This window comes from Lactococcus lactis, assembly GCF_029023865.1.
In the GTDB taxonomy this organism is placed as follows: Bacteria; Bacillota; Bacilli; order Lactobacillales; family Streptococcaceae; genus Lactococcus; species Lactococcus lactis.
The window spans coordinates 1,051,822-1,070,830 of record NZ_CP118969.1 but is presented as its reverse complement, the minus strand read 5'-3'; the positions used below and the strand labels follow the sequence as shown (position 1 = coordinate 1,070,830).

General features: G+C 34.9%; 25 protein-coding genes and 1 other annotated feature. Of the genes, 4 read left to right on the top strand and 21 right to left on the bottom strand.

The window, feature by feature from the left end:
• The 4 genes from PYW37_RS05495 to PYW37_RS05480 form a co-directional block, all read right to left on the bottom strand.
• Positions 1-336 (bottom strand): ribosomal-processing cysteine protease Prp, encoded by a 336-nt coding sequence (locus PYW37_RS05495; RefSeq protein WP_012897702.1) that lies wholly within the window; start codon positions 334-336, stop codon positions 1-3.
• A gap of 2 nt (positions 337-338) precedes the next feature.
• The gene (gene rplU, locus PYW37_RS05490; RefSeq protein WP_003130644.1) at positions 339-653 is read right to left on the bottom strand and encodes a 50S ribosomal protein L21; all 315 of its coding nucleotides are present in this window, start codon (positions 651-653) and stop codon (positions 339-341) included.
• A 39-nt stretch (positions 654-692) separates the two neighbouring features.
• Positions 693-766 (bottom strand) — a sequence feature (ribosomal protein L21 leader region).
• A gap of 56 nt (positions 767-822) precedes the next feature.
• Complete coding sequence (locus tag PYW37_RS05485) at positions 823-1,998, bottom strand: DUF998 domain-containing protein (protein WP_017864425.1); 1,176 nt, start codon at positions 1,996-1,998, stop codon at positions 823-825.
• The gene (locus tag PYW37_RS05480) at positions 1,991-2,398 is read right to left on the bottom strand and encodes a YwiB family protein (RefSeq protein WP_023189346.1); all 408 of its coding nucleotides are present in this window, start codon (positions 2,396-2,398) and stop codon (positions 1,991-1,993) included. Before PYW37_RS05480 ends, PYW37_RS05485 begins: the two co-directional genes overlap by 8 nt.
• 168 nt (positions 2,399-2,566) lie before the next feature.
• On the opposite strand from PYW37_RS05480, the gene PYW37_RS05475 reads away from it, so the two are divergent.
• The 3 genes from PYW37_RS05475 to PYW37_RS05465 all read left to right on the top strand — a co-directional run bounded on the left by PYW37_RS05475 (position 2,567) and on the right by PYW37_RS05465 (position 5,277).
• A complete protein-coding gene (locus PYW37_RS05475; protein WP_023189347.1) occupies positions 2,567-3,928 on the top strand; it encodes an HD domain-containing protein in 1,362 nt (453 codons plus the stop codon).
• 46 nt (positions 3,929-3,974) lie between these two features.
• Entirely contained in the window at positions 3,975-4,790 is an 816-nt protein-coding gene (yidA, locus tag PYW37_RS05470) for a sugar-phosphatase (RefSeq protein WP_003130632.1), read from the top strand.
• 121 nt (positions 4,791-4,911) lie between these two features.
• The gene (locus tag PYW37_RS05465) at positions 4,912-5,277 is read left to right on the top strand and encodes an iron-sulfur cluster biosynthesis family protein (protein WP_003130630.1); all 366 of its coding nucleotides are present in this window, start codon (positions 4,912-4,914) and stop codon (positions 5,275-5,277) included.
• 38 nt (positions 5,278-5,315) lie between these two features.
• Here PYW37_RS05465 and PYW37_RS05460 read toward each other — a convergent pair whose 3' ends face one another.
• The 13 genes from PYW37_RS05460 to PYW37_RS05400 all read right to left on the bottom strand — a co-directional run bounded on the left by PYW37_RS05460 (position 5,316) and on the right by PYW37_RS05400 (position 16,266).
• Positions 5,316-6,089 (bottom strand): Nif3-like dinuclear metal center hexameric protein, encoded by a 774-nt coding sequence (locus tag PYW37_RS05460; RefSeq protein WP_023189348.1) that lies wholly within the window; start codon positions 6,087-6,089, stop codon positions 5,316-5,318.
• Positions 6,086-6,778, bottom strand: coding sequence for a tRNA (adenine(22)-N(1))-methyltransferase (locus tag PYW37_RS05455; protein WP_023189349.1), 693 nt, complete (start codon positions 6,776-6,778; stop codon positions 6,086-6,088). Before PYW37_RS05455 ends, PYW37_RS05460 begins: the two co-directional genes overlap by 4 nt.
• Entirely contained in the window at positions 6,771-7,427 is a 657-nt protein-coding gene (gene nth / locus PYW37_RS05450) for an endonuclease III (protein WP_021722525.1), read from the bottom strand. Before nth ends, PYW37_RS05455 begins: the two co-directional genes overlap by 8 nt.
• A 21-nt stretch (positions 7,428-7,448) precedes the next feature.
• Positions 7,449-8,117 (bottom strand): DnaD domain-containing protein, encoded by a 669-nt coding sequence (locus tag PYW37_RS05445; RefSeq protein WP_012897694.1) that lies wholly within the window; start codon positions 8,115-8,117, stop codon positions 7,449-7,451.
• A gap of 406 nt (positions 8,118-8,523) precedes the next feature.
• On the bottom strand, positions 8,524-9,795 hold the full coding sequence (locus PYW37_RS05440; RefSeq protein ID WP_025017171.1) for a dihydroorotase: 1,272 nt from the start codon (positions 9,793-9,795) through the stop codon (positions 8,524-8,526).
• A 300-nt stretch (positions 9,796-10,095) separates the two neighbouring features.
• A complete protein-coding gene (gene pyrE / locus PYW37_RS05435; protein WP_044009682.1) occupies positions 10,096-10,725 on the bottom strand; it encodes an orotate phosphoribosyltransferase in 630 nt (209 codons plus the stop codon).
• Between the two features lie 569 nt (positions 10,726-11,294).
• A complete protein-coding gene (locus PYW37_RS05430; protein WP_021214547.1) occupies positions 11,295-11,456 on the bottom strand; it encodes a hypothetical protein in 162 nt (53 codons plus the stop codon).
• Between the two features lie 64 nt (positions 11,457-11,520).
• Positions 11,521-11,709, bottom strand: a complete 189-nt coding sequence (locus PYW37_RS05425; RefSeq protein WP_025017230.1) for a hypothetical protein — start codon at positions 11,707-11,709, stop codon at positions 11,521-11,523.
• A 33-nt stretch (positions 11,710-11,742) separates the two neighbouring features.
• Positions 11,743-11,925, bottom strand: a complete 183-nt coding sequence (locus PYW37_RS05420) for a hypothetical protein (RefSeq protein WP_003132753.1) — start codon at positions 11,923-11,925, stop codon at positions 11,743-11,745.
• A gap of 9 nt (positions 11,926-11,934) precedes the next feature.
• Positions 11,935-12,666 carry a hypothetical protein gene (locus PYW37_RS05415; protein ID WP_023189355.1) on the bottom strand — a complete coding sequence of 244 codons (732 nt, stop codon included), beginning with the start codon at positions 12,664-12,666 and terminating at the stop codon, positions 11,935-11,937.
• 246 nt (positions 12,667-12,912) lie between these two features.
• Positions 12,913-13,614, bottom strand: coding sequence for an Rgg/GadR/MutR family transcriptional regulator (locus tag PYW37_RS05410; protein WP_023189356.1), 702 nt, complete (start codon positions 13,612-13,614; stop codon positions 12,913-12,915).
• A 174-nt stretch (positions 13,615-13,788) separates the two neighbouring features.
• A complete protein-coding gene (locus tag PYW37_RS05405; RefSeq protein WP_039115323.1) occupies positions 13,789-15,696 on the bottom strand; it encodes an ABC-F family ATP-binding cassette domain-containing protein in 1,908 nt (635 codons plus the stop codon).
• A gap of 177 nt (positions 15,697-15,873) precedes the next feature.
• Complete coding sequence (locus PYW37_RS05400) at positions 15,874-16,266, bottom strand: Spx/MgsR family RNA polymerase-binding regulatory protein (RefSeq protein WP_023189358.1); 393 nt, start codon at positions 16,264-16,266, stop codon at positions 15,874-15,876.
• A 224-nt stretch (positions 16,267-16,490) separates the two neighbouring features.
• Between PYW37_RS05400 and PYW37_RS05395 the strand changes: the two genes are divergently transcribed.
• Positions 16,491-17,141, top strand: a complete 651-nt coding sequence (locus PYW37_RS05395; protein WP_003132737.1) for a redox-sensing transcriptional repressor Rex — start codon at positions 16,491-16,493, stop codon at positions 17,139-17,141.
• A gap of 180 nt (positions 17,142-17,321) precedes the next feature.
• Here the strand turns inward: PYW37_RS05395 and PYW37_RS05390 are convergent, their stop codons facing one another.
• The 4 genes from PYW37_RS05390 to PYW37_RS05375 are packed head-to-tail and all read right to left on the bottom strand — an operon-like array spanning position 17,322 to position 19,000.
• Positions 17,322-18,101: a peptidoglycan amidohydrolase family protein gene (locus PYW37_RS05390; RefSeq protein WP_058222345.1), complete on the bottom strand. Its 780-nt coding sequence runs from the start codon at positions 18,099-18,101 to the stop codon at positions 17,322-17,324.
• Positions 18,101-18,388, bottom strand: coding sequence for a phage holin (locus PYW37_RS05385; RefSeq protein WP_010905390.1), 288 nt, complete (start codon positions 18,386-18,388; stop codon positions 18,101-18,103). The genes PYW37_RS05390 and PYW37_RS05385 overlap by 1 nt, the downstream gene beginning before the upstream one ends.
• 12 nt (positions 18,389-18,400) lie before the next feature.
• Positions 18,401-18,751, bottom strand: a complete 351-nt coding sequence (locus PYW37_RS05380) for a hypothetical protein (RefSeq protein WP_003131003.1) — start codon at positions 18,749-18,751, stop codon at positions 18,401-18,403.
• A gap of 12 nt (positions 18,752-18,763) precedes the next feature.
• The gene (locus PYW37_RS05375) at positions 18,764-19,000 is read right to left on the bottom strand and encodes a hypothetical protein (RefSeq protein ID WP_025017282.1); all 237 of its coding nucleotides are present in this window, start codon (positions 18,998-19,000) and stop codon (positions 18,764-18,766) included.
• Positions 19,001-19,009 lie beyond the last annotated feature (9 nt).

Below are 19,009 nucleotides of genomic sequence, written 5' to 3'. Positions count from 1 at the left end.
TTATTGCCCTCCATTTTCAAATTTAAGTGTAATGTACTGACCATAGCTTTTCTCAACTGCTTTCATCGAATTTGCAAAAGCTTCGAGCAAAGTTTGAGCCAATACGCCTTGTTTTTCAGGTATGCTCAAAGGAATTTCAACATACAAGTAACCATCTTCCATCTGAGTCACAGGTTTAATGCGAGCCATCTCGTAGATATTATTTGCCGTTGTAATTGATAGAACGCTGACCGCCGCACAAACCACATCGTGTCCATACTCGCCAGATTCAGCATGTCCTGAGATTTCATAAGAAACAATTTTGTCTCTTTTTGTCCTGATACAAGCTTCAATCATAATTAAGCGTTAACTGATTTGATAACAACTTTAGTGTATGGTTGACGGTGACCTTGTTTACGGTGTGAGTGTTTTTTAGGTTTGTATTGGAAAGTAACAACTTTCTTTTGCTTACCATGTTTTTCGACTTCACCAACAACAGTTGCGCCTTCAACGAGTGGTGCACCAACTTTAGTTGTTTCGCCTCCGACAAAGATAACTTCGTCGAAAGTAACGGTTTGACCAGCTTCAACATTGAGTTTTTCAACGTAGATTACTGAACCTTCTTCAACTTTAACTTGTTTACCACCAGTTTTGATGATTGCATAGTTTGACATTGTGATTCCTCCTTGTTAGATTTCATCGCTTTTAAGTCAAGCGACTGTTAGACTCGCCTTTGTTCGTGGGCGTATGCCACTTAATACGAAACTTCGTGCGGTTGCACTTTATGAGACTTCACAAAGACAACTATATTATTATACTACTTCTTTTTCTACTTTTCAAGTCTTATTTTTCACTTTTTTCTTCTATAGAATTAAGCGAGACTTTATAAATCTTTTTCGTATTCCAAAGCATATTAATCAAAGTATTTACCAGTAAGAGTAACCAAGCAAAAGACAAGCTAAAAGAAAGAATTTCAAAAGCCGTTAATGTCAAATAATGAATAGGATGCCATAAAACATAAGAGATTAAGATAAGACCCACAATAAAATAAGACATACGATATAAATTTGGATCAGCATTTGGTAAAAACCAACGAATTCCTAGTATCGAAATAGCCATAAATAAGACTATTAATTGAGCAACAATGTCATGAGCAATATGCATCCAGCCTGGATCATTGGGAATTAATCCAACTAAAGCAATTGAAATAGCACAAAGTGTCAATAAAACTTGCAAAATATTTTGTCGATAATGACTGCCCGCTTTTTGCCTTAATGAAACAAAAATATAATCAATTAATGCTGCAAATAAGGCTGCCGAAACAATTAACGTCAGATTAAATTGCCAGCTTGAACGTGAAGCCTGAGTTCCAAGCAAACTAAAATTCCTTTGCCACCAGTACTGATTTCCATTGGTGGCCATACTTGAGACGAAACCACCAATAGAAACCACTAAAAGCATTGTTACCATCATATTAATCGAAAAAGTATCTACAACAAAAATCATGACATAATTAATGATTCCAGAAAAAATAGTAAAGATTAGGGTGGAAGTAAAGAGTCCAAAACTTACACCATAAAAAATTTGACCTAAAAACCAAAAAAGGCCCATCGATGCTAAAATGACGATAAGTAAAACAGATAAAGTGACTGTGGCAAATGTCCGCCAGTAACTTCTTTTGGTCATCTGTTTATAAAATTCTTTTCTGCGAGAGAAATAAGCAGAAATAAAAGTCAGCATCCCTATTGCATTAGCAATTGTAATAACCGCCGTTGCCAAAGATTCATTTCCAGAAAGCGCGATAACATGAGGATGCTTTAGGACAAAGGCAAAAATAATAAAGATAAATGCAGAAATAATCGTTGGAATAATAAACCACTTGGGCGCCTTATCTGATTTTCTGGCATTGATTTTTCGAATGGTAAAACTATCAGCCGCTAAATCGACGATTTCAATTTCTTCGTTTTCTTTAAGGTCTAATCGTTCATATATTTCTTTAGGTAGATGAATTTTATCCATTTGTTTCTCCTTCCACACTTTGCTCTCTCCAGTCAATTCTCAAATGATAATCGGCTATTTTTTGGGCACCTTGCGAAAGTTGGTAATTAATTTTAATTGTCCTGCTCTCATGATCAATGCTTAAAGCATTTGTCAGAATTGATAGTTCTCCTAAACCTTCATATTCAGTTAAACCTGGAATTTCTGGATGAAAATGCATTTTGATAGGTCGCTTTGCAAAGCGGGTCATTATCACTTCTTTTTCATCAAATTTAAGTAAAACTTTTTCATTTGCAGCATTTTGATACTTGAGTAAGGTCTGATGTTCTCCTTTTTTCAACTCTCCCTGATATATTTCTTTGACCAACTCTTCTTGCTGGTCAATTTTAATTCTATTCCTAATTATAATTTCCATAATCATATTTTACTATAATTCCTTGAATATTAAAAACATAGTCTGTGCTAAAAACATTAAGGTGATGAGGGTCTGCATTTTAGGAGAAAATAGGGTATAATTAGTATAAAATAAGGGAAAATCTGATTTATTTTTAATAGAGAATAGACCTTAAATTCTAGAGGGGGTTTTATTTTGGAAAAAGTCTTTCGTGACCCAGTTCATGACTATATCACAGTGAATCATCCTGTAATTTCAGAATTGATTGATACTGCTGAATTCCAACGTTTAAGACGAATTAAACAACTTGGAACATCAAGCTTTACCTTCCATGGAGCTGAGCATACCCGTTTTTCTCATTGTTTGGGTGTTTACCACATTGCCAAAAGGATTACTGATTATTTTAGTCGGAATTTCCCTTTGGAATGGAATCCTGATGAGAATCTTTTAACTCAGTGTGCAGCCTTATTACACGATGTTGGACACGGTGCTTATTCACATACTTTTGAAGGTTTATTTAATACAGACCACGAGGCGGTCACTCGAGAAATAATTACTTCTCCTGATACAGAAATTAATGGAATTTTACGCAAAGTCTCTCCTGATTTTCCTGAAAAGGTAGCTTCTGTTATTTCTCATGAATATTCTAATCCTCAAGTTGTTCAATTGATTTCAAGTCAAATTGATGCTGACCGCATGGATTATCTCCTTAGAGATGCTTATTTTACTGGTGCTGTCTATGGACAATTTGATTTAACTTGGATTTTAAGAGTGATTGTTCCTACGGAAAATGGAATTGCTTTTAAGTACTCAGGAATGCATGCAGTTGAAGACTATATTGTCAGTCGATACCAAATGTATATGCAGGTTTATTTTCATGCTTCTTCACGCTCAATGGAAGTTTTACTGCAAAAGTTACTCGCACGGGCTAAGTTTTTATATGCCAGTCAGCCAGACTATTTTGCGATATCAAGTCCTTGTCTCGTTCCCTTTTTCGAGCAAAATCATAATTTACAAGATTATTTAAGACTTGATGATGGCGTTATGAACACTTATTTTCAAGTTTGGATGAGTCATGATGATGAAATTCTCGCTGATTTAGCTTCTGCTTATGTCAATCGTCATTTACTCAAATCAATTACTTTTGACCCCAAGACTGTAGAATTAGAAGATTTAGAAATTTTATCTTCTTTGGTTGAAGAAGCAGGCTTTAATCCTGACTATTACACTGGTATTCATAGTAATTATGATTTACCTTATGATTTCTATCGACCAAGTTCTGAAAAACCGCGGACTGAAATTAATATTTTACAAAAAAATGGTTCGCTAACAGAGCTGTCAGTACTTTCTCCACTTATTAAAAGTTTGACAGGTACAATTCATGGAAATAGCCGATTCTATTTTCCAAAAATTATGCTAGAAAATCCTGAATTTACCAAGTATATTGTTAATGACAGCTTGGTGATTAATCAAAATTTTACTGACAGAAATTCTACTGCCTCTGAAAATACTGACGACTCTGTCAGTAAACAATTATCACTTGATGACAACCTATAATTGCTAAATATTTAATAAATTGAAAGAAATAGAAAGAGAAATTCTTATGATTAAACTTGTTGCTATTGACCTTGACGGAACTTTACTTGACCCTAATCGCCAAATTACTGCCGAAGTAAAAACGGCTGTTAAAAAAGCTAAAGCGGCTGGCGTTAAAATTGTCATTACAACTGGCCGACCTTTACCTGGTGTTGTTGATATTCTAAAAGCACTTGAATTAACTGACCAAAGTGATTATGTTATTACTTATAATGGTGGGTTGGTTCAGCGAGCAACTGGTGAAGAATTTATCAAAGAAACTTTGAGTTCTGAAGATTGGCTTGACTTAGATGCTGCTGCTCGTAAAATCGGACTGCCGATTCACGCAATCACTCGCGAGGGAATCTATACTCCAAATCACGATGTCGGAAGATATACTGTCCAAGAAGCCCAAATGGTTAAAATGCCACTTTATATTCGCCAACCCGAAGATATTGCTGCTTTAGAAATTGCTAAAGTAATGATGGTTGATGAACCGGCGGCTCTTGATGACGGAATTGCATACCTTCCCTTTGAATTCTTTGAACGATATAATGTAGTGAAATCAACACCGTTTTATTTAGAATTCATGAATAAAAAAGCAAGTAAAGGGTCAGCAGTTCAACATTTGGCTGAGAAACTTTCTTTTGACTTGGATGAAGTAATGGCTATTGGAGATGAAGAAAATGACCGTTCAATGCTTGAAGTTGCAGGTTGTCCTGTTGTGATGGAAAACGGAAAATCGGAATTGAAAAAAATTGCTAAATATGTAACTAAATCAAATGCTAAATCAGGCGTTGCTTATGCGATTAATGAATGGGTTTTAAAAGATTACCAAGATTAATTAAAAATTTATGAGCATTATTGTTCCCTACTGAACTTTTTAGCGTTATAATATAAGTATAAAAAGATAACAAATAGATGAATTTACAAGTCATCTTTTGATATATAGTGGAGGTAATAAGATGAAAATTACATTTGATGAAAAAACAGCGGATAAAATTAAAGCATTTGGTGATGTTGATTTAGTTTTTGATTTTGACCATACTTTAAGTGAAGTCAATACTGAAGTTGACGCTTGTGCTGGTGGAATTTCTCGCTATCGTATCGTTGCCGTAGAAAAAGGAAATGTTCCTGAAGTTTTTGATGCAAGTATCGATTCTGAATTTGGACCAATTTATTATAAAGGTTATGGTTCTTACTTCTTCCAAGATGAAATGTCTACCAAAATCAATCCTTCATATAATTTGATTGAATTGCGTAGTACAGCTGAATTGCTTAGCCCTAACCTTTTAATCGTTGACTTCCGTGGTAAACAAAAAGCTAGCTAATTAGTTCCAACCAAAAAGACCCTCCAAGAGGGTCTTTTTTATATGTCATAAAATGGATTTGTCTTTTCTTGGCTTTCATAAATCTTGACACCCAAATCAAAAGAACGAAGCTTGTCAGCAACTAATCCAATAAAAGCATGTTCAATATAGTGACCAGGGTCTATTCCTAATAAACCAGCTGAAAGCATATCATGACCAACATGATAATAAATATCTCCTGTTATGTAAATATCTGCCTTTTTTTCCAAAGCTTTAGGCCATAATTTTCCACCTGAACCGCCACAAATTGCAATTCTTCCAATTTTTTGAGTCAAATTATGGTCATAAGTGATAAGACGTAATCTATCTAACCCAAATGCTGCTTTCACTTTTTCTGTCAGCACTGATAATTCTGTCAGTTCAATGTTTCCAACACGGCCCAATCCTTCTTCGTCATCTAGCACTTCAATATCAGTCATTCCAAGTAACTGACTGAAATAATCGTTTAAACCACCAGTAACCACATCAATATTTGTATGGCTGGTATAAACAGCAATTCCAGCTCGCGCCAAATCCAAAACTAATTTTTCCTGATCATTCATTGAAGTCAATGCAGAAAGGGGGCGGAAAATCAAAGGATGTTTAGCAATAATCAGATTCACACCCAGCGCTTTTGCTTCTGCCACTGTTTGCTCACGAATATCCAAGGTTACCAAAACTTTTGTTAGTTCATCGTTTGGGTTCCCAACTTGTAAACCTACAGGATCACCTTCAACAGCTAATTCTTTGGGGCAAAATTTTTCGTATTCAATCATAAAATCAGAAATTTTCATCGAAGCACTTCCTCAATTCTCGCAATTTGATTTAAAACCTCTTGACGTTTTTCGGCTTGTTCTTCAGGCAAACGAGCAATAATTTTATTCAAAGTATTTAATTCCTTTTGCCATTTTTGTTGAAAAACAGTTGATTTTTCTTTAGATAAAAAAGGGCCAAATGTTAAATCATTTACTGACAACTTTTCTGTCATTAATTTTGAGACTGGTTCGGCAACAATAATCTCGTAAAACTTACCAGCCTCCAATAAAATCTCTTCTTTTTTAATGACAAATTGATGATTCACTAACCACTGACGGAGGCTTTCCTCATGATTATTAGGTTGCAAAATCAAACGTTTAACATGGCCTAACTTTTCTTTACCTGCCTCTAAAATTTCGGAAATTAATATTGCTCCCATACCAGCAATCACGATTGTATCAATCTTGTCAGTATTTTCAATAGCACCTAAGCCATTGGCCAATCGAACCTCAATCCGATCACTTAAATCAGCTTCTGATACATGATTTTTAGCAATTTCAAAAGGCCCTTTAACCACTTCTCCCGCTACCGCAAAATCAATCACCAATTTTTGCATCAAATAAGTTGGTAAATAAGCATGGTCTGAGCCGATATCAGCAAGTCTTGCTCCATTATCAACATAGTCAGCTACTGCTTTCAAACGTTTTGAAAGTTTAATTTCATTCATTTTTTAAATATTTCTTTCCAAATTTACAATAATCTAAAACAGGACAGTCTGCACATTTCGGCTTTTTGGCTGTACAATGATAACGCCCAAAGAAAATGAGATGGTGATGTGCTTGAACCCACTTTTCTTGCGGAATCAACTTCATCAACTTTTCTTCCACTTCTAAAACTGTTGCTTTTTTGGGAACAATGTCCAAACGTTTTGAAACTCGTTCAACGTGTGTATCAACCGCAATCCCCGGAATTCCGTAAGCTTCTGCTAAAACAACATTTGCTGTTTTTCGACCCACCCCCGGTAAAGTTTGTAAAACCTTTTTATCCTTTGGCAAATCAGGCAAAAGGTCCCCAAAGTCGGTCACTAACATCTGTGATGTCCGTAAAATATTTTTAGCTTTAGTCTTGTAAAGACCAATTGTCCGAATCAGCTTTTCAATTTCTTCCACTTTTGCCTGTGACATTGTTTGTGCATCTGGAAAAGCGGCAAAAAGAGCCGGCGTCGCCTTATTAACTCCTTTGTCAGTTGCTTGGGCAGATAAAATCGTCGCAATCAATAGTTGAAAAGGAGTTTCCCACTCTAGTTCTCCGTGAGCTTGCGGGAACATGTCTTCAATAATTTCTAAAGCTTCAAGATATCTTTTTTTACTTAACATCGTGCACGTCCATTATCTCTATTAACTATTCCATGGTCCATCCAAAGGAATATAAAAATCTTCTTGTGGTTTCTTTCTCTTAGCTTCTTCGCGTTCCATTTGTCGACTCTCAATCGCTTGAAGAGAATTCACCCCATCATTTTTCCAATTTCGTAAAATAGCTTTAATGTAATTTAAAGATACCTTACGATTGAGGACTGCTTCACGCAAAGCTTGTTTAATCAACGAAAAGTCATAACCATCTTCAAACAGCCAAGCTCTCAATTCTTCCATTTGTACAGGAGAAATCATGCCCATTTCTGCTTCAAACATGCTAACTAATTCTTTAAGCTGCCCCTCTTCTTGAACTTTTTCATTCTCTGGAGTTGAACTCGCAACAGCACCACCCAAAATTTCATCTAAGTGCTTAAAGGCCGGGCTAATATCAAAGAAAGTTTCCATTTCTCCATCAATTTCAATTAAAGTCACCTTCATTGCTCCAAATTTGGACAGATTATCAATGGCCTGATTGACCTCCGATAATTTTTTACCTGTTTTTTCAGCAATTTCACTAGGTGCAATATCTTGATTTTCAAAAAAGTATAACCAAATCAAAAAATCAAAAGCAGAAGGGAAAAGCTTACTAAAATGTGCTAAAAACACATTTGGTAAGACAAGATGCCCTTTGCTATATTCATCGTAATAATTCATAGAACTATTATAGCATATCGTGTCATTATGGTTCAATGAACTTCACATAAAAACTGCTTAAATCAGTTAAACTTTAGCTAATTTTTAATCAATTATTTATACTATTTAATTTCAGACCTTAATTTCCTAAAGTAATTATTTTCTTCAATTACATTTTTGTAAGAATTTAGCAAGCAAATCCTTGATATACTATACTTATAAACAAAAGGACATTTGAAAGGAAATAAACAATGAAAACACAAACAGAAAAAATTACTCAAAAAGTAGAAAATGAAAAATCAATCAAAGATAATTTAGAAATTATCCACTCACTTAATGACTTACTCTACAACGGTTCTTTATACTGATGTAAAGTAACACAAAAAAAGGACCTATGAAAATTAATTTCTTATGGTCCTTTCTTTTATTATTTCGCTTGATAGACTATTTTTCCATCACATATTGTATATTTGACTTGCCCTTGAACTTTCTGTTTAATAAATGGAGAATTGGTCGCTTTGGAGTCAAATGTTTCACCGACCTGATAGTCATTTTCAGCGTCAAAAATGACGAGGTCAGCTGGTCCATTTTCTGCGAGGTAACCTGCATCAAAATTATAAAGTTTAGCTGGATTAACGGTCATTTTTGTCAGTAATTCACTGAGTGTCAAATGGCCTTTTGCGACTAAGTTTGTCAAGCCAAGTTGCAATGAAGTTTCTAATCCAATCATTCCTGAAGGCGCCTTATCAAGGCTGACATTTTTCTCTTCATGAGTATGAGGGGCATGGTCTGTGGCGATGACATCAATCGTTCCATCTTTCAATCCCTCAATTATTTTACCGATATCAGTAGTTCTACGCAATGGTGGGTTGAGTTTAGCATTGGTCCCTTGCTCAAAAATCATTTGTTCTGTAATCGAAAAATGTTGTGGAGTCACTTCTGCTGTGATTTTTGCTCCTAAATTTTTGGCAAATCGCACCACTTCAACAGATTCTCCAGCTGATAAATGTTGAATGTGCAAGCGAGCGCCTGTTTCGTAAGCAATCATAGTATCACGCGCCATCATGCTGTATTCTGAAACAGTCGGTGCCCCTGTGAAGCCACATTTATGAGCCACTTCGCCATCATTCACTCCTAAAGTTCCAATCAAATTTGGATCTTCTTCATGAATTGAAATCAGGCTGTCAGTTAATTTCGCTTTTTGCAGAGCTTTACGTAAAACGCCAGCATCTGTCAGTGGAATACCATCATCAGAAAAGCCGATTGCTCCTGCTTTAATGAGTTCATCAAAATCTGTTAAATGCTCTCCATCAAAATCTTGCGTAATTGACCCAACTGTATCAATCTTAATATCTTCTTTGTCAGCAATTTCTAAAGTTTCTGTCAGTACTTTTGGCGTAGATAAAATAGGTTTTGTATTTGCCATCATAACTACTCTTGTAAAACCACCAGCCGCAGCTGATTTTGCACCGCTATGAATCGTTTCTTTATGTGTTTGTCCTGGTTCACGAAAATGAACATGAACATCAATTAAACCAGGGGCAACGACTAATCCCCTTGCATCAACAATTTCTGCATTTTCTACTGACAAATTTAAGCCGATTTTTACTATCTTGTCATTTTCAATCAGAATATCTAACACTTCATCTCGATTTGATTTGGGGTCAACAAGTCGTCCATTTTTAATTAATAAAGTCATTTTCTTCCTTTCATAAATTACTGACAGAACAAACAGCTTTGCTGACTTGTTCATTTATCTACCGATTCAATGTCTCTCTTTGGTCGCATTGAACTGACAGAACAATCAGCTTTGCTGACTTGTTCATTTATCTACCGATTCAATGTCTCTCTTTGGTCGCATTGAACTGACAGAACAATCAGCTTTGCTGACTTGTTCATTTATCCTCCGATTCAATGTCTCCTTTTGGTCGCATTGAACTGACAGCTGTTCCAGAACCTAATTATTTACTGACAGGCTCTTTGAATTTCTGTCAGTAAATTAATTTTGCCAAGTTTCTTGATTTTCTTTGAACTTTTTAAGTAATTCTAATTCTTTTTTTGTCACATAACCCGTTTCTTTAGCAATTTCAATCAACTCAGAATAAGTTGTGAATGTGGCTAATTTAACACCAGCATCAGCAAATTTACTGTTCGCTTTTTCTAATTCATAAGTGAAAATTGCAACCACACCAAGAACATCAGCACCTTCACGTTCTGCGGCTGCAACAGCTTCTAAAACAGAACCACCAGTCGAAATCAAATCTTCAACCACAACCATTTTTTGGCCTTTTGCCACACGTCCCTCAACCTGATTTCCTGCTCCATGGTCTTTTGGTTTGCTACGAATATAAGCAAATGGTAATTTAAGATAGTCAGCAATAATTGCACCATGAGGAATTCCTGCTGTAGCAGTTCCTGCAATGACTTCAACTTCTGGAAATTCCGCTTTAATCAATTCTGCAAAAGCACCTTCGATTTGGCTTCTAACTTCCGGATAAGCTAAGGTCACCCGATTATCAGTATATATTGGCGACTTAATTCCTGAAGCCCAAGTAAAAGGTTGACTTGGTGAAAGACTGACCGCTTTAATTTCTAATAAATCTGCAGCAATGGCTTTTGATATTGACATAATTTCTCCTTCTAGTTTACTGACAGAACCATCAGCAAAGCTGACAGTTCATTTTTCTACCGATTCAATAATTCCCTTTGGTCATGAACTACGGTAGCGAGTATAGATAACGTGCAACCCAATCCTGGTAGTTGTCAGCAATAAAAAACACTTGCCAAGAATCCTAGCAAGTGTAAAAAGTATCAAAACAAATTCATTTTTACTGACAGAAAATTCTGTCAGTAAAAATAGAATCAATTTTTCCTGATTTCAACCTTGCTAGCCTCTCTGGACTAGTTTAAAAGTTATATTGTTTATTAGTTTAACAAACTTGAGCCAGATTTGCAAGTCTTATTTTTTCGACTTATGATAATTGGAATCAAAAAACATTGTAATAATATTGAATGCAACCATAGATAAACCAACCCATTTCATTTTATTATCAGCCGAATAGTTTGTATAAAAATACCAAGCCAAAACCATAAAAAGAAATCTTAAGATAACATCTGCTAAAAATATAAATTTTTTCATTAAATTCCCTCAATGATTGAAAGCAAATTCTACGTCCATAAGCTCTTTTCTCTTTTCTTTTATTTAGATTTCCTATAAGCTTTAATTGCTTCTGGTATGATAATAAGAAGCAGAACAGCAATATAAAATATTTGTACTAAAATATTTTGATGAAAGAAAAATATACTTATGCTTGCACTTATCACAAGCACTCCTTTAAAAATTGGTAAGATTCTTTTCATAGCTAAACCTCCAAATGCTTATTGGAATCGAACCATTTCTATCACCCCTCAGCCCTAACCCCTATCATTTATTTCTATGAAAAGTTTGCATGATAAGACTTAAAATGCTAAGAATTACTGCAATACTTGCAAAAATATATTTAAGTATGCTATGGCCATTTGGAAAAATAAAAATTAAAACACCGAGTATTACGGCAAATATACTACTCAGATATTGTACGATTCTTATACTCTTTTTAGTAATCATTGCCATTCAAACCCCCAGACTCCTCCACTGAAATCTTAGTTATTTTCTCAAACTCTTATCAAAGAAAGTTGAAACTAAAACAAACAGTGCAATTACAAACCCTAAAATATAACCAATGCTCCATTTCTCGGAATTGTTAATTAGAATAGCACCACCTAAAAATAAAATTGTACGAACGAGAGCTATAGCAACAAATCTTTTCTTGTTATTATTTTTCATCATAAACCTCCTTCATTGCCATCCCCACTTAGTTGGAATAAGTCCCCAGTCAATCCAGATTCCTCCATTAACACTTGACATCCAACCACAAGCTACAGCGGCTGATGCTGCCAATTTAACCACCCAAGTCGTTGGCATCCAAATCGTCGCAATTGAAACAGATGTAGGACCATACTTCAAAATTTTATTTACATCATTTTTACTTAAAAACAAACGCACACCATACCAGTGAAATTCAACTTTTGTTACTCCTACATGTTTAGTAGCCATAGAAGTAGCAGAATTCTTCAAAGTCGTTGGGTTTTCAGCTAAAATAATGGAATTTCCTTTTTGAACAACCTTAACATCAATATCAGATTTTTCGATTTTTTGAGCTCCAACGATAAGTTGTTGATTTGCAATTTTAACTGATTCATTTAATTTATTTATTTCTTCACCACTTGTATTTTGAGGTAACACATTATGATTTACAACATATTTCCCATTTAAAAGAGATATAGCATTATCAAAACGATTGATAAAGTATTGATTAATTTGACCATTATTCGTCGTTGGCGTAGTTGGTTGGCTTACTGTCAACAAGTCAATATCACCAGAATAGTTTGAAACTTGATTTACATTTTTAGCTTCGAGTTTTTGTGATGAGACCTTATTGTGTGCAGATTGGGCAAGCCCAAGACTTCCACCCGTTACGAGTAAAATTGTTAGACTTGAAAATACTAGATTATTTTTTAAATGTGACATATTTTTTCTCCTTTTTGAGATGCGATGCAAATCAATAGAGATTTTGCATCATTGCTACGGTGACATTTCTTCTTTCAAGATTTTTAACCCTCCTTTTACCATTCTGAGTGAGCGACACTCAAGATTCATGAATCATTTTCTAAACTGATTATATCAAATCAAACTGCCCCAAAAGGCCTTTTCCGAAATCTCGGAAAAATTTTTTATAAAAAATAAAAAGGGAATTCAAATCCCTTTTATATCCCACTAGTTTTTTACAGATTCATCAAATATTTTTTGATAATAAGCCTTCATCTCTGGCAAACCCAATTCATCAAAAAGACGGATAGAACTCTCCATTTTAGCTTTCCCCTCGGCAGTTTTGCCTGATTGATGAAGCAATAAGCCAAGAGTAAAGCGAGACATATTACCGCAAAATAAATCCTTTTTATAAGGTATTAAAGCAAAATTAACATCTTCCAAGAGTTTTTGAGCAATGGAATATTTATTCTCACTAATATACTTTACAGCTGCTTCGATATTAAACATTAAATCAGTAACTTCAACTTCTTCTCGCTCTGTCAATCCATAAAGCAAATTTTGAGTCGCAAGAAATATCATTCGATTTCCTTGTTCATTATCATATTTTCCAGCTTCACTATTAATCGCTTTTAATTTTACAGTATCTTGCATATAATTCGCATCTTCAATTTCATCACAAATCTCAACAAAATAATCAGAATGGTAATTGTTAAAAAAATATTCAAACTCAGAAACCTCAATATGCATTAATTCTAAAGCTGCATCTAATTTATCAAATCTAAGAATAGACTTTCCACTTTCAAAATCTGAAAGTGATGATTTTGACAAACCTACTTTTTCAAAGTCAGTTAATCTAAAGTTTCGTTGTGTTCGTAAATCATAGAAAATTTCTCCCATCAAAGAGGTTGTTCTATTGCTTTTTACCATTCCACATTCCAGCATTTCAATTTATTTTGATTAAATTGTACTACTTTTTAACAAAAAAGCAATGATTATTTCGCTTTATTTAAATATAGGATTTTTAGATTACATAATAAAAAAAACGCAAAGCTTTCAAGCTTCGCATTTTAGCATATTTACACTAAATTCTCTTCACAACACTTACAAATTTTCCAATTCTTCCATCGCTTCCAAAAGAGTCATTTCTATCTCATCTTTTTCATCATTAAAGAGGTCAATTTCAGCTTGTAATTCTCCTAATTTAACAAAATCAGCGGTATTTTCTTGCATTTCCAATAATAGAGCTGCAATTTTTGCTTCCAAATCGGCTAGTTTCTCTTCACAAGCCTTGATTTCGCGCTCTACTTTACGTCGATTCTTTTGAGCTTCTTTCTGAGCTGTAAAATCTTGTTGAGCTAAACTTTCTATCGGCTCCCCATTTTCTGAAGAATTACTCTCAGCTTGTACTTCTTCTTTTTTCTCGACATAATAATCATAATCTCCCAAAAATTCTGTACTTCCTTCGGGAGCAATTTCTAAAACTTTGGTAGCTACTCTATTGATGAAATAGCGGTCATGAGAAACAAACAAGATTGTTCCTGGAAAATCAATCAAAGCATTCTCCAAGACCTCACGTGAATCAATATCCAAGTGATTGGTTGGTTCATCTAAAACTAAAAAGTTATCGTGATCCATTGCTAATTTAGCAAGTAAAAGACGGGCTTTTTCACCACCCGAAAGCATCCCAACCGTTTTCTTTACATCATCTCCACTAAAAAGAAAGGCTCCAAGCATATTGCGAATTTCAACTTCATTAAGTAAGCGATGCTCATTCCATAATTCGTCTAAGACAGTATTGGAAGCTGTCAATCTTCCTTGTTCTTGGTCATAATATCCCAAAGTAACATTGGCACCCAATTTTGCTTGACCTGCTAAAAATGGAATCTGTCCAACAATTGACTTAATCAATGTTGTCTTACCTACTCCATTTGGTCCTACAATAGCAAGGGACTCACCTTTACGCTCGTCAATGTTAATCGGACCAGAGAGACGATTATCTTCATAACCTACCGTTGCTTCTGAAACGGTTAAAACAACATTTCCAGACGTTTTTTCAGGAGTAAAAGTAACATTGGCCGATTTATCATCACTTGTTGGTGCGTCTAAACGCTCCATTTTCTCCAACTTTTTACGACGCGATTGCGCCATTTTAGTCGTCGAAGCCCGAACTAAATTTCTGGCAACATAGTCCTCTAATTTAGCAATTTCTTTTTGTTGTTTTTCAAAATTTTTGAGTTCTAACAAGAGTTTTTGCTCTCTTTGTTCAACATAGCGAGAATAATTTCCAGAAAAACGAGTCAATTCTCCTCTAGATAATTCTAAGACTTCATTAACCACTTTATCCAAAAAGTAGCGGTCATGACTGACAATTAATAAACTACCTTCGTAATTTTTAAGGTAATTTTCAAGCCAAGCCAAAGTTTCAATATCTAAGTGGTTAGTTGGTTCATCCAAAATCAAAAGTTGTGGTCTTTCAAGCAACATCTTAGCAAGAGCCAAACGTGTTTTTTGTCCCCCCGATAAACTTGAAATTTCTCTTTCCCACATTGTTTCATCAAAGCGAAAACCATTTAAGACAGACTTAATTTCAGATTCATAAGTAAATCCATTTTTCATCCGAAATTCTTCTGATAAAGCATCGTAACGTTTCATCAAAGCTGTCAATTCATCCCCAGCAAGTTCTCCCATTCGCAATTCCATCTGGCGCAATTGTTTTTCCATTTGGCGAAGCGAATCAAAAACAGAGAGCATTTCGGCAAATATTGTCCTTGAGGAATTCAGCCCAGTATCTTGCGCTAAATAATTCATTGTCAAATCTTTGGTCTTGGATACAGTTCCGCGACTCGCTTCTTCAACTCCAGCAATAATTTTAAGCAAGGTTGACTTACCAGCTCCATTTCGGCCAACTAGGGCAATTCTTGAATGGTCTTGTAAACTAAAATTGATATTTTCAAATAAAACATCGCCACCAAAAGTGCGTGCAATTCCATTCCCTTGCAGTAAAATCATGATATTTATCCTCTTCGTTAAATCTCAAAGCATATTTTTAATACTTCGTTTTTCCTTTTCATATGATAGAAAAGCAGTCCTTCTATTATAGCATTTAAGGCAAGTTTTTTGTAGTTCTTCCAAATTCTTAAAATTAAAAAGCTTACCAAATCTGATAAGCTAAAAATAAAATTAATATTAGACTAAAATTAATCTTTCACGCAACTCAATTCTCCTAACTTCTGGTGGAATAAACGCTCTGATTCCATCCTCGTTAAAACCAATCAATAGACAGTCCTCGTCAAAAATTAATGGTCGTTTTAGAAGACGTGGATTTTCCTGAATTAATTCAAAAGCTTTTTCTAGTCCTAATTCATCGAAATTATAATTTAAAGATGCGTATGTTTTCCCTCGGGTCGCAATTATATCCTCAAATCCGTTTTCAGTCAAGGATAAAATTTTGATTAAATCATCTTTTTCCATAAAATCTTTTGATAAATTAATTTCTTCAAATTCAATGTGATGTTTACGTAACCATTTTTTAGCTTTTCTACAAGATGAACATGAACCACTAAGATAAATTTTAATCATATTTTCTCCCTATCTATTTTTTCATATTTCTATTCTAACATGAAAGCGCCTTAATTAAAAGGGTAAAATAAATATTTTTTTAGAATTGTAATAAATTTCTCATTTTGCGTGAATATTCCATTCCTTTTGTTTGATAATTTCACAAATTTTTGATAAAATTATCACAAAGAAACTAAATATTAATTAGTTTTAATAAAATCGAATTAAATTTTTGAGGTATAACAATGACTGATCATAAACCAAGCAAAAGCTTGCCTAAAGCAACTGCTAAACGACTGCCACAGTACTATCGACTGTTCAAAAGTCTTGTCGAAGAAAATGTGACACGCACAAACTCACAACTTATTTCAGAAAAAATTGGAGTAGATGCTGCCACAATTCGCCGAGATTTCTCTTTATTTGGCGAATTAGGCCGACGTGGATACGGCTATGAAACGAAAGTGCTCCGTGATTTCTTTGGAGAACTTCTTGGCCAAGACCAAGAAACGCATATCGCTCTGATTGGTGTCGGAAATCTCGGTCGTGCATTACTTCATTATCAATTCCAAGATAGAAACAAAATGAGAATCACGCAAGCCTATGATATTTCTGGCAATCCCTTAGTTGGAACACAAACAGATGATGGAATTCCAATTTATAATATTTCTGATTTAGAAAAAAATGTTAAAAAATCGGATATCAAAACAGCAATTCTCTCTGTTCGCAAAGAAAATGCCCAAGAAGTTGTTGACACTCTAGTCAAAGCTGGTATCAAAGGTTTCCTAAACTTTGCCCCAATTCGTTTGAAAGTCCCTTCAGATGTGGTTGTTCAATCAATTGACTTAACTAAGGAGCTGCAAACACTACTATTTTTCATGAACGATAATAAACAATAATAGAAAAAATATAAAATAAAAACGGCTTAACATAGCCGTTTTTCCTATTTTTAAAACAACTAAAAAATATAGAAATAAAAAACTCGTACAACAAAATTACAACATATCATTATGTTTCTGATAGTATTGTTGTAAATTTACAACAAACAAAAAAAGCCTGACCGAAGTCAGGCATAATTTTTATAGTTTATTCGCATTCAATCGACGTTGTAATTCTCTCACAGAATCAGAAACTGGGCTGATAGTTCCGTCTTGCGTCGTTCCAAGGTGCTTTTGTAGTGCTTTAATTGTACCTTGGCCAAACAGTCCGTCTTGGCCAATTCCTAGGAATCTTTGCAATGCTTTAACCACGTTTGAACCTGTCAGCGATGAATCAAACTGAGCAGCATAGATATTTTGATTAAAGGTTTGTTTGTACTGGTGACTGATTACTCCATCTTTACCAGCGGTATCAAAGTATTCTTGGAGTCTTTTAGCAGTCGCATTACCAAATTTTCCATCAACGTTTAATGTAACCATTTGAGGTTTGCTGTCAGTATTTGCTGAACCTGAGCCAACGATTCGATAAAAGTGATGTGGCAAGCGAGTGCTCATGTATGCATCATTCGTATCAACCGCAATTCCGTTGTGAGTGTAAGAGCAGTGAATGAATGAACCGTTACTTAAGAAAATACCCGTATGTCCATCCGAACCAGCCGAACCTCCTGGAGTACCTGAAATGAAGATATCGCCACGTTGCACCTCTCCACGACTGATTTCTTTGAGTTTAGTTCCTGACATTCCAAACAAAGTTTCAGTATTACCCATTGAGCCAACCGACAGAAATCCACCAGCAATCATGGCAAAGAATACTGACGAGCTACAATCATAAGAGTTTGGCCCCATTCGTGAAGTCATTGAGTAAGTTACCTTACCCTTTCGTGCTTGCATCCAAGCTATCATATTTTCAATACTTGACATTATTCGCCTCCTTCTGTGAATTCATGGTCAGCATCAGATGCCTTAACTACTTGAACGCTATCTCCATTTTTCAAACTTTTTGTAAGTTCAGTTCCTTTTTTAGCTGCATGAGTGAAGTCGTTATTCTTCCACCAAGCCCAAAGTGCAAAAACTGTTGTGATAACTGTGCTGACAGTATTATCGTCAAGCGGCAATGGATTAATACCCAATGCTGTTAGAATTTGGTTAATGATAGCTAACCAAAGCAAAACTGTACGTGTAAGCGTTCCTTTATCAATTGTTTTCATGTTCTTTCTCCTTTATTTAAAAAATACTTTGATTATTTCAGTTAATGCTACAAAAATTGCTGCTGCAGAACTGCCGATTCCAATCGTCAACTTCCAAAAGTTTGTTTTATCAAGTAATTTCAACTGAAACTGATGTTCATCTGAGCTTTCATTGCCTTTAATAACAGCTTGCAATATTTGAGCATTTTGTTCAGATTGACGAGTGTTCTGTTCTCTTAAAAAGCGATTGGATTCATCCACACGAGTCAGACCGTCATTCATTTGCTTTTGCATTTCAACCGACATATCATTAAGTCGAGATAATTCTTTGTCATGTTGCTTGAGCTTGTCCTCGTGCTGCTCCACAAGTTGTTCTAATTCCATAACCCCTACTTTCTATTCTTTACTTGCTCCACCACTTATTTCTTTGGACTTATCCAAAATTTGATTGAAAAATTCTGTTAGTTCAATCCTTTGGGTTTCCTCACTGAAAAATTCATTTGCGTTAAAAACAGTTACTTCCAATTTGAAAGACCCATCTTCATTAACATTTCCTTTAATATTACCTGTTGGAATATCAGCTGTTCCAGTCTCTCCTACATACTGCAAGATGTTTGATTTTAGTATTTTCATTGTTTCTCC

Excerpts from the sequence above, each read along its gene's own strand:
- PYW37_RS05380 (WP_003131003.1), bottom strand. The coding sequence starts at position 18,751 with ATGGAATTAGAACAACTTGTGGAGCAGCACGAGGACAAGCTCAAGCAA.
- PYW37_RS05495 (WP_012897702.1), bottom strand. The coding sequence starts at position 336 with ATGATTGAAGCTTGTATCAGGACAAAAAGAGACAAAATTGTTTCTTAT.
- PYW37_RS05460 (WP_023189348.1), bottom strand. The coding sequence starts at position 6,089 with ATGAAAATTTCTGATTTTATGATTGAATACGAAAAATTTTGCCCCAAA.
- rplU (WP_003130644.1), bottom strand. The coding sequence starts at position 653 with ATGTCAAACTATGCAATCATCAAAACTGGTGGTAAACAAGTTAAAGTT.
- PYW37_RS05425 (WP_025017230.1), bottom strand. The coding sequence starts at position 11,709 with ATGGCAATGATTACTAAAAAGAGTATAAGAATCGTACAATATCTGAGT.
- PYW37_RS05385 (WP_010905390.1), bottom strand. The coding sequence starts at position 18,388 with ATGAAAACAATTGATAAAGGAACGCTTACACGTACAGTTTTGCTTTGG.
- PYW37_RS05400 (WP_023189358.1), bottom strand. The coding sequence starts at position 16,266 with ATGATTAAAATTTATCTTAGTGGTTCATGTTCATCTTGTAGAAAAGCT.
- PYW37_RS05390 (WP_058222345.1), bottom strand. The coding sequence starts at position 18,101 with ATGTCAAGTATTGAAAATATGATAGCTTGGATGCAAGCACGAAAGGGT.
- PYW37_RS05395 (WP_003132737.1), top strand. The coding sequence starts at position 16,491 with ATGACTGATCATAAACCAAGCAAAAGCTTGCCTAAAGCAACTGCTAAA.
- PYW37_RS05465 (WP_003130630.1), top strand. The coding sequence starts at position 4,912 with ATGAAAATTACATTTGATGAAAAAACAGCGGATAAAATTAAAGCATTT.
- PYW37_RS05440 (WP_025017171.1), bottom strand. The coding sequence starts at position 9,795 with ATGACTTTATTAATTAAAAATGGACGACTTGTTGACCCCAAATCAAAT.
- PYW37_RS05375 (WP_025017282.1), bottom strand. The coding sequence starts at position 19,000 with ATGAAAATACTAAAATCAAACATCTTGCAGTATGTAGGAGAGACTGGA.
- yidA (WP_003130632.1), top strand. The coding sequence starts at position 3,975 with ATGATTAAACTTGTTGCTATTGACCTTGACGGAACTTTACTTGACCCT.
- PYW37_RS05485 (WP_017864425.1), bottom strand. The coding sequence starts at position 1,998 with ATGGATAAAATTCATCTACCTAAAGAAATATATGAACGATTAGACCTT.
- PYW37_RS05415 (WP_023189355.1), bottom strand. The coding sequence starts at position 12,666 with ATGTCACATTTAAAAAATAATCTAGTATTTTCAAGTCTAACAATTTTA.
- PYW37_RS05405 (WP_039115323.1), bottom strand. The coding sequence starts at position 15,696 with ATGATTTTACTGCAAGGGAATGGAATTGCACGCACTTTTGGTGGCGAT.
- PYW37_RS05410 (WP_023189356.1), bottom strand. The coding sequence starts at position 13,614 with ATGGTAAAAAGCAATAGAACAACCTCTTTGATGGGAGAAATTTTCTAT.
- PYW37_RS05480 (WP_023189346.1), bottom strand. The coding sequence starts at position 2,398 with ATGATTATGGAAATTATAATTAGGAATAGAATTAAAATTGACCAGCAA.
- PYW37_RS05420 (WP_003132753.1), bottom strand. The coding sequence starts at position 11,925 with ATGATGAAAAATAATAACAAGAAAAGATTTGTTGCTATAGCTCTCGTT.
- nth (WP_021722525.1), bottom strand. The coding sequence starts at position 7,427 with ATGTTAAGTAAAAAAAGATATCTTGAAGCTTTAGAAATTATTGAAGAC.
- PYW37_RS05455 (WP_023189349.1), bottom strand. The coding sequence starts at position 6,778 with ATGAATGAAATTAAACTTTCAAAACGTTTGAAAGCAGTAGCTGACTAT.
- PYW37_RS05430 (WP_021214547.1), bottom strand. The coding sequence starts at position 11,456 with ATGAAAAGAATCTTACCAATTTTTAAAGGAGTGCTTGTGATAAGTGCA.
- pyrE (WP_044009682.1), bottom strand. The coding sequence starts at position 10,725 with ATGTCAATATCAAAAGCCATTGCTGCAGATTTATTAGAAATTAAAGCG.
- PYW37_RS05445 (WP_012897694.1), bottom strand. The coding sequence starts at position 8,117 with ATGAATTATTACGATGAATATAGCAAAGGGCATCTTGTCTTACCAAAT.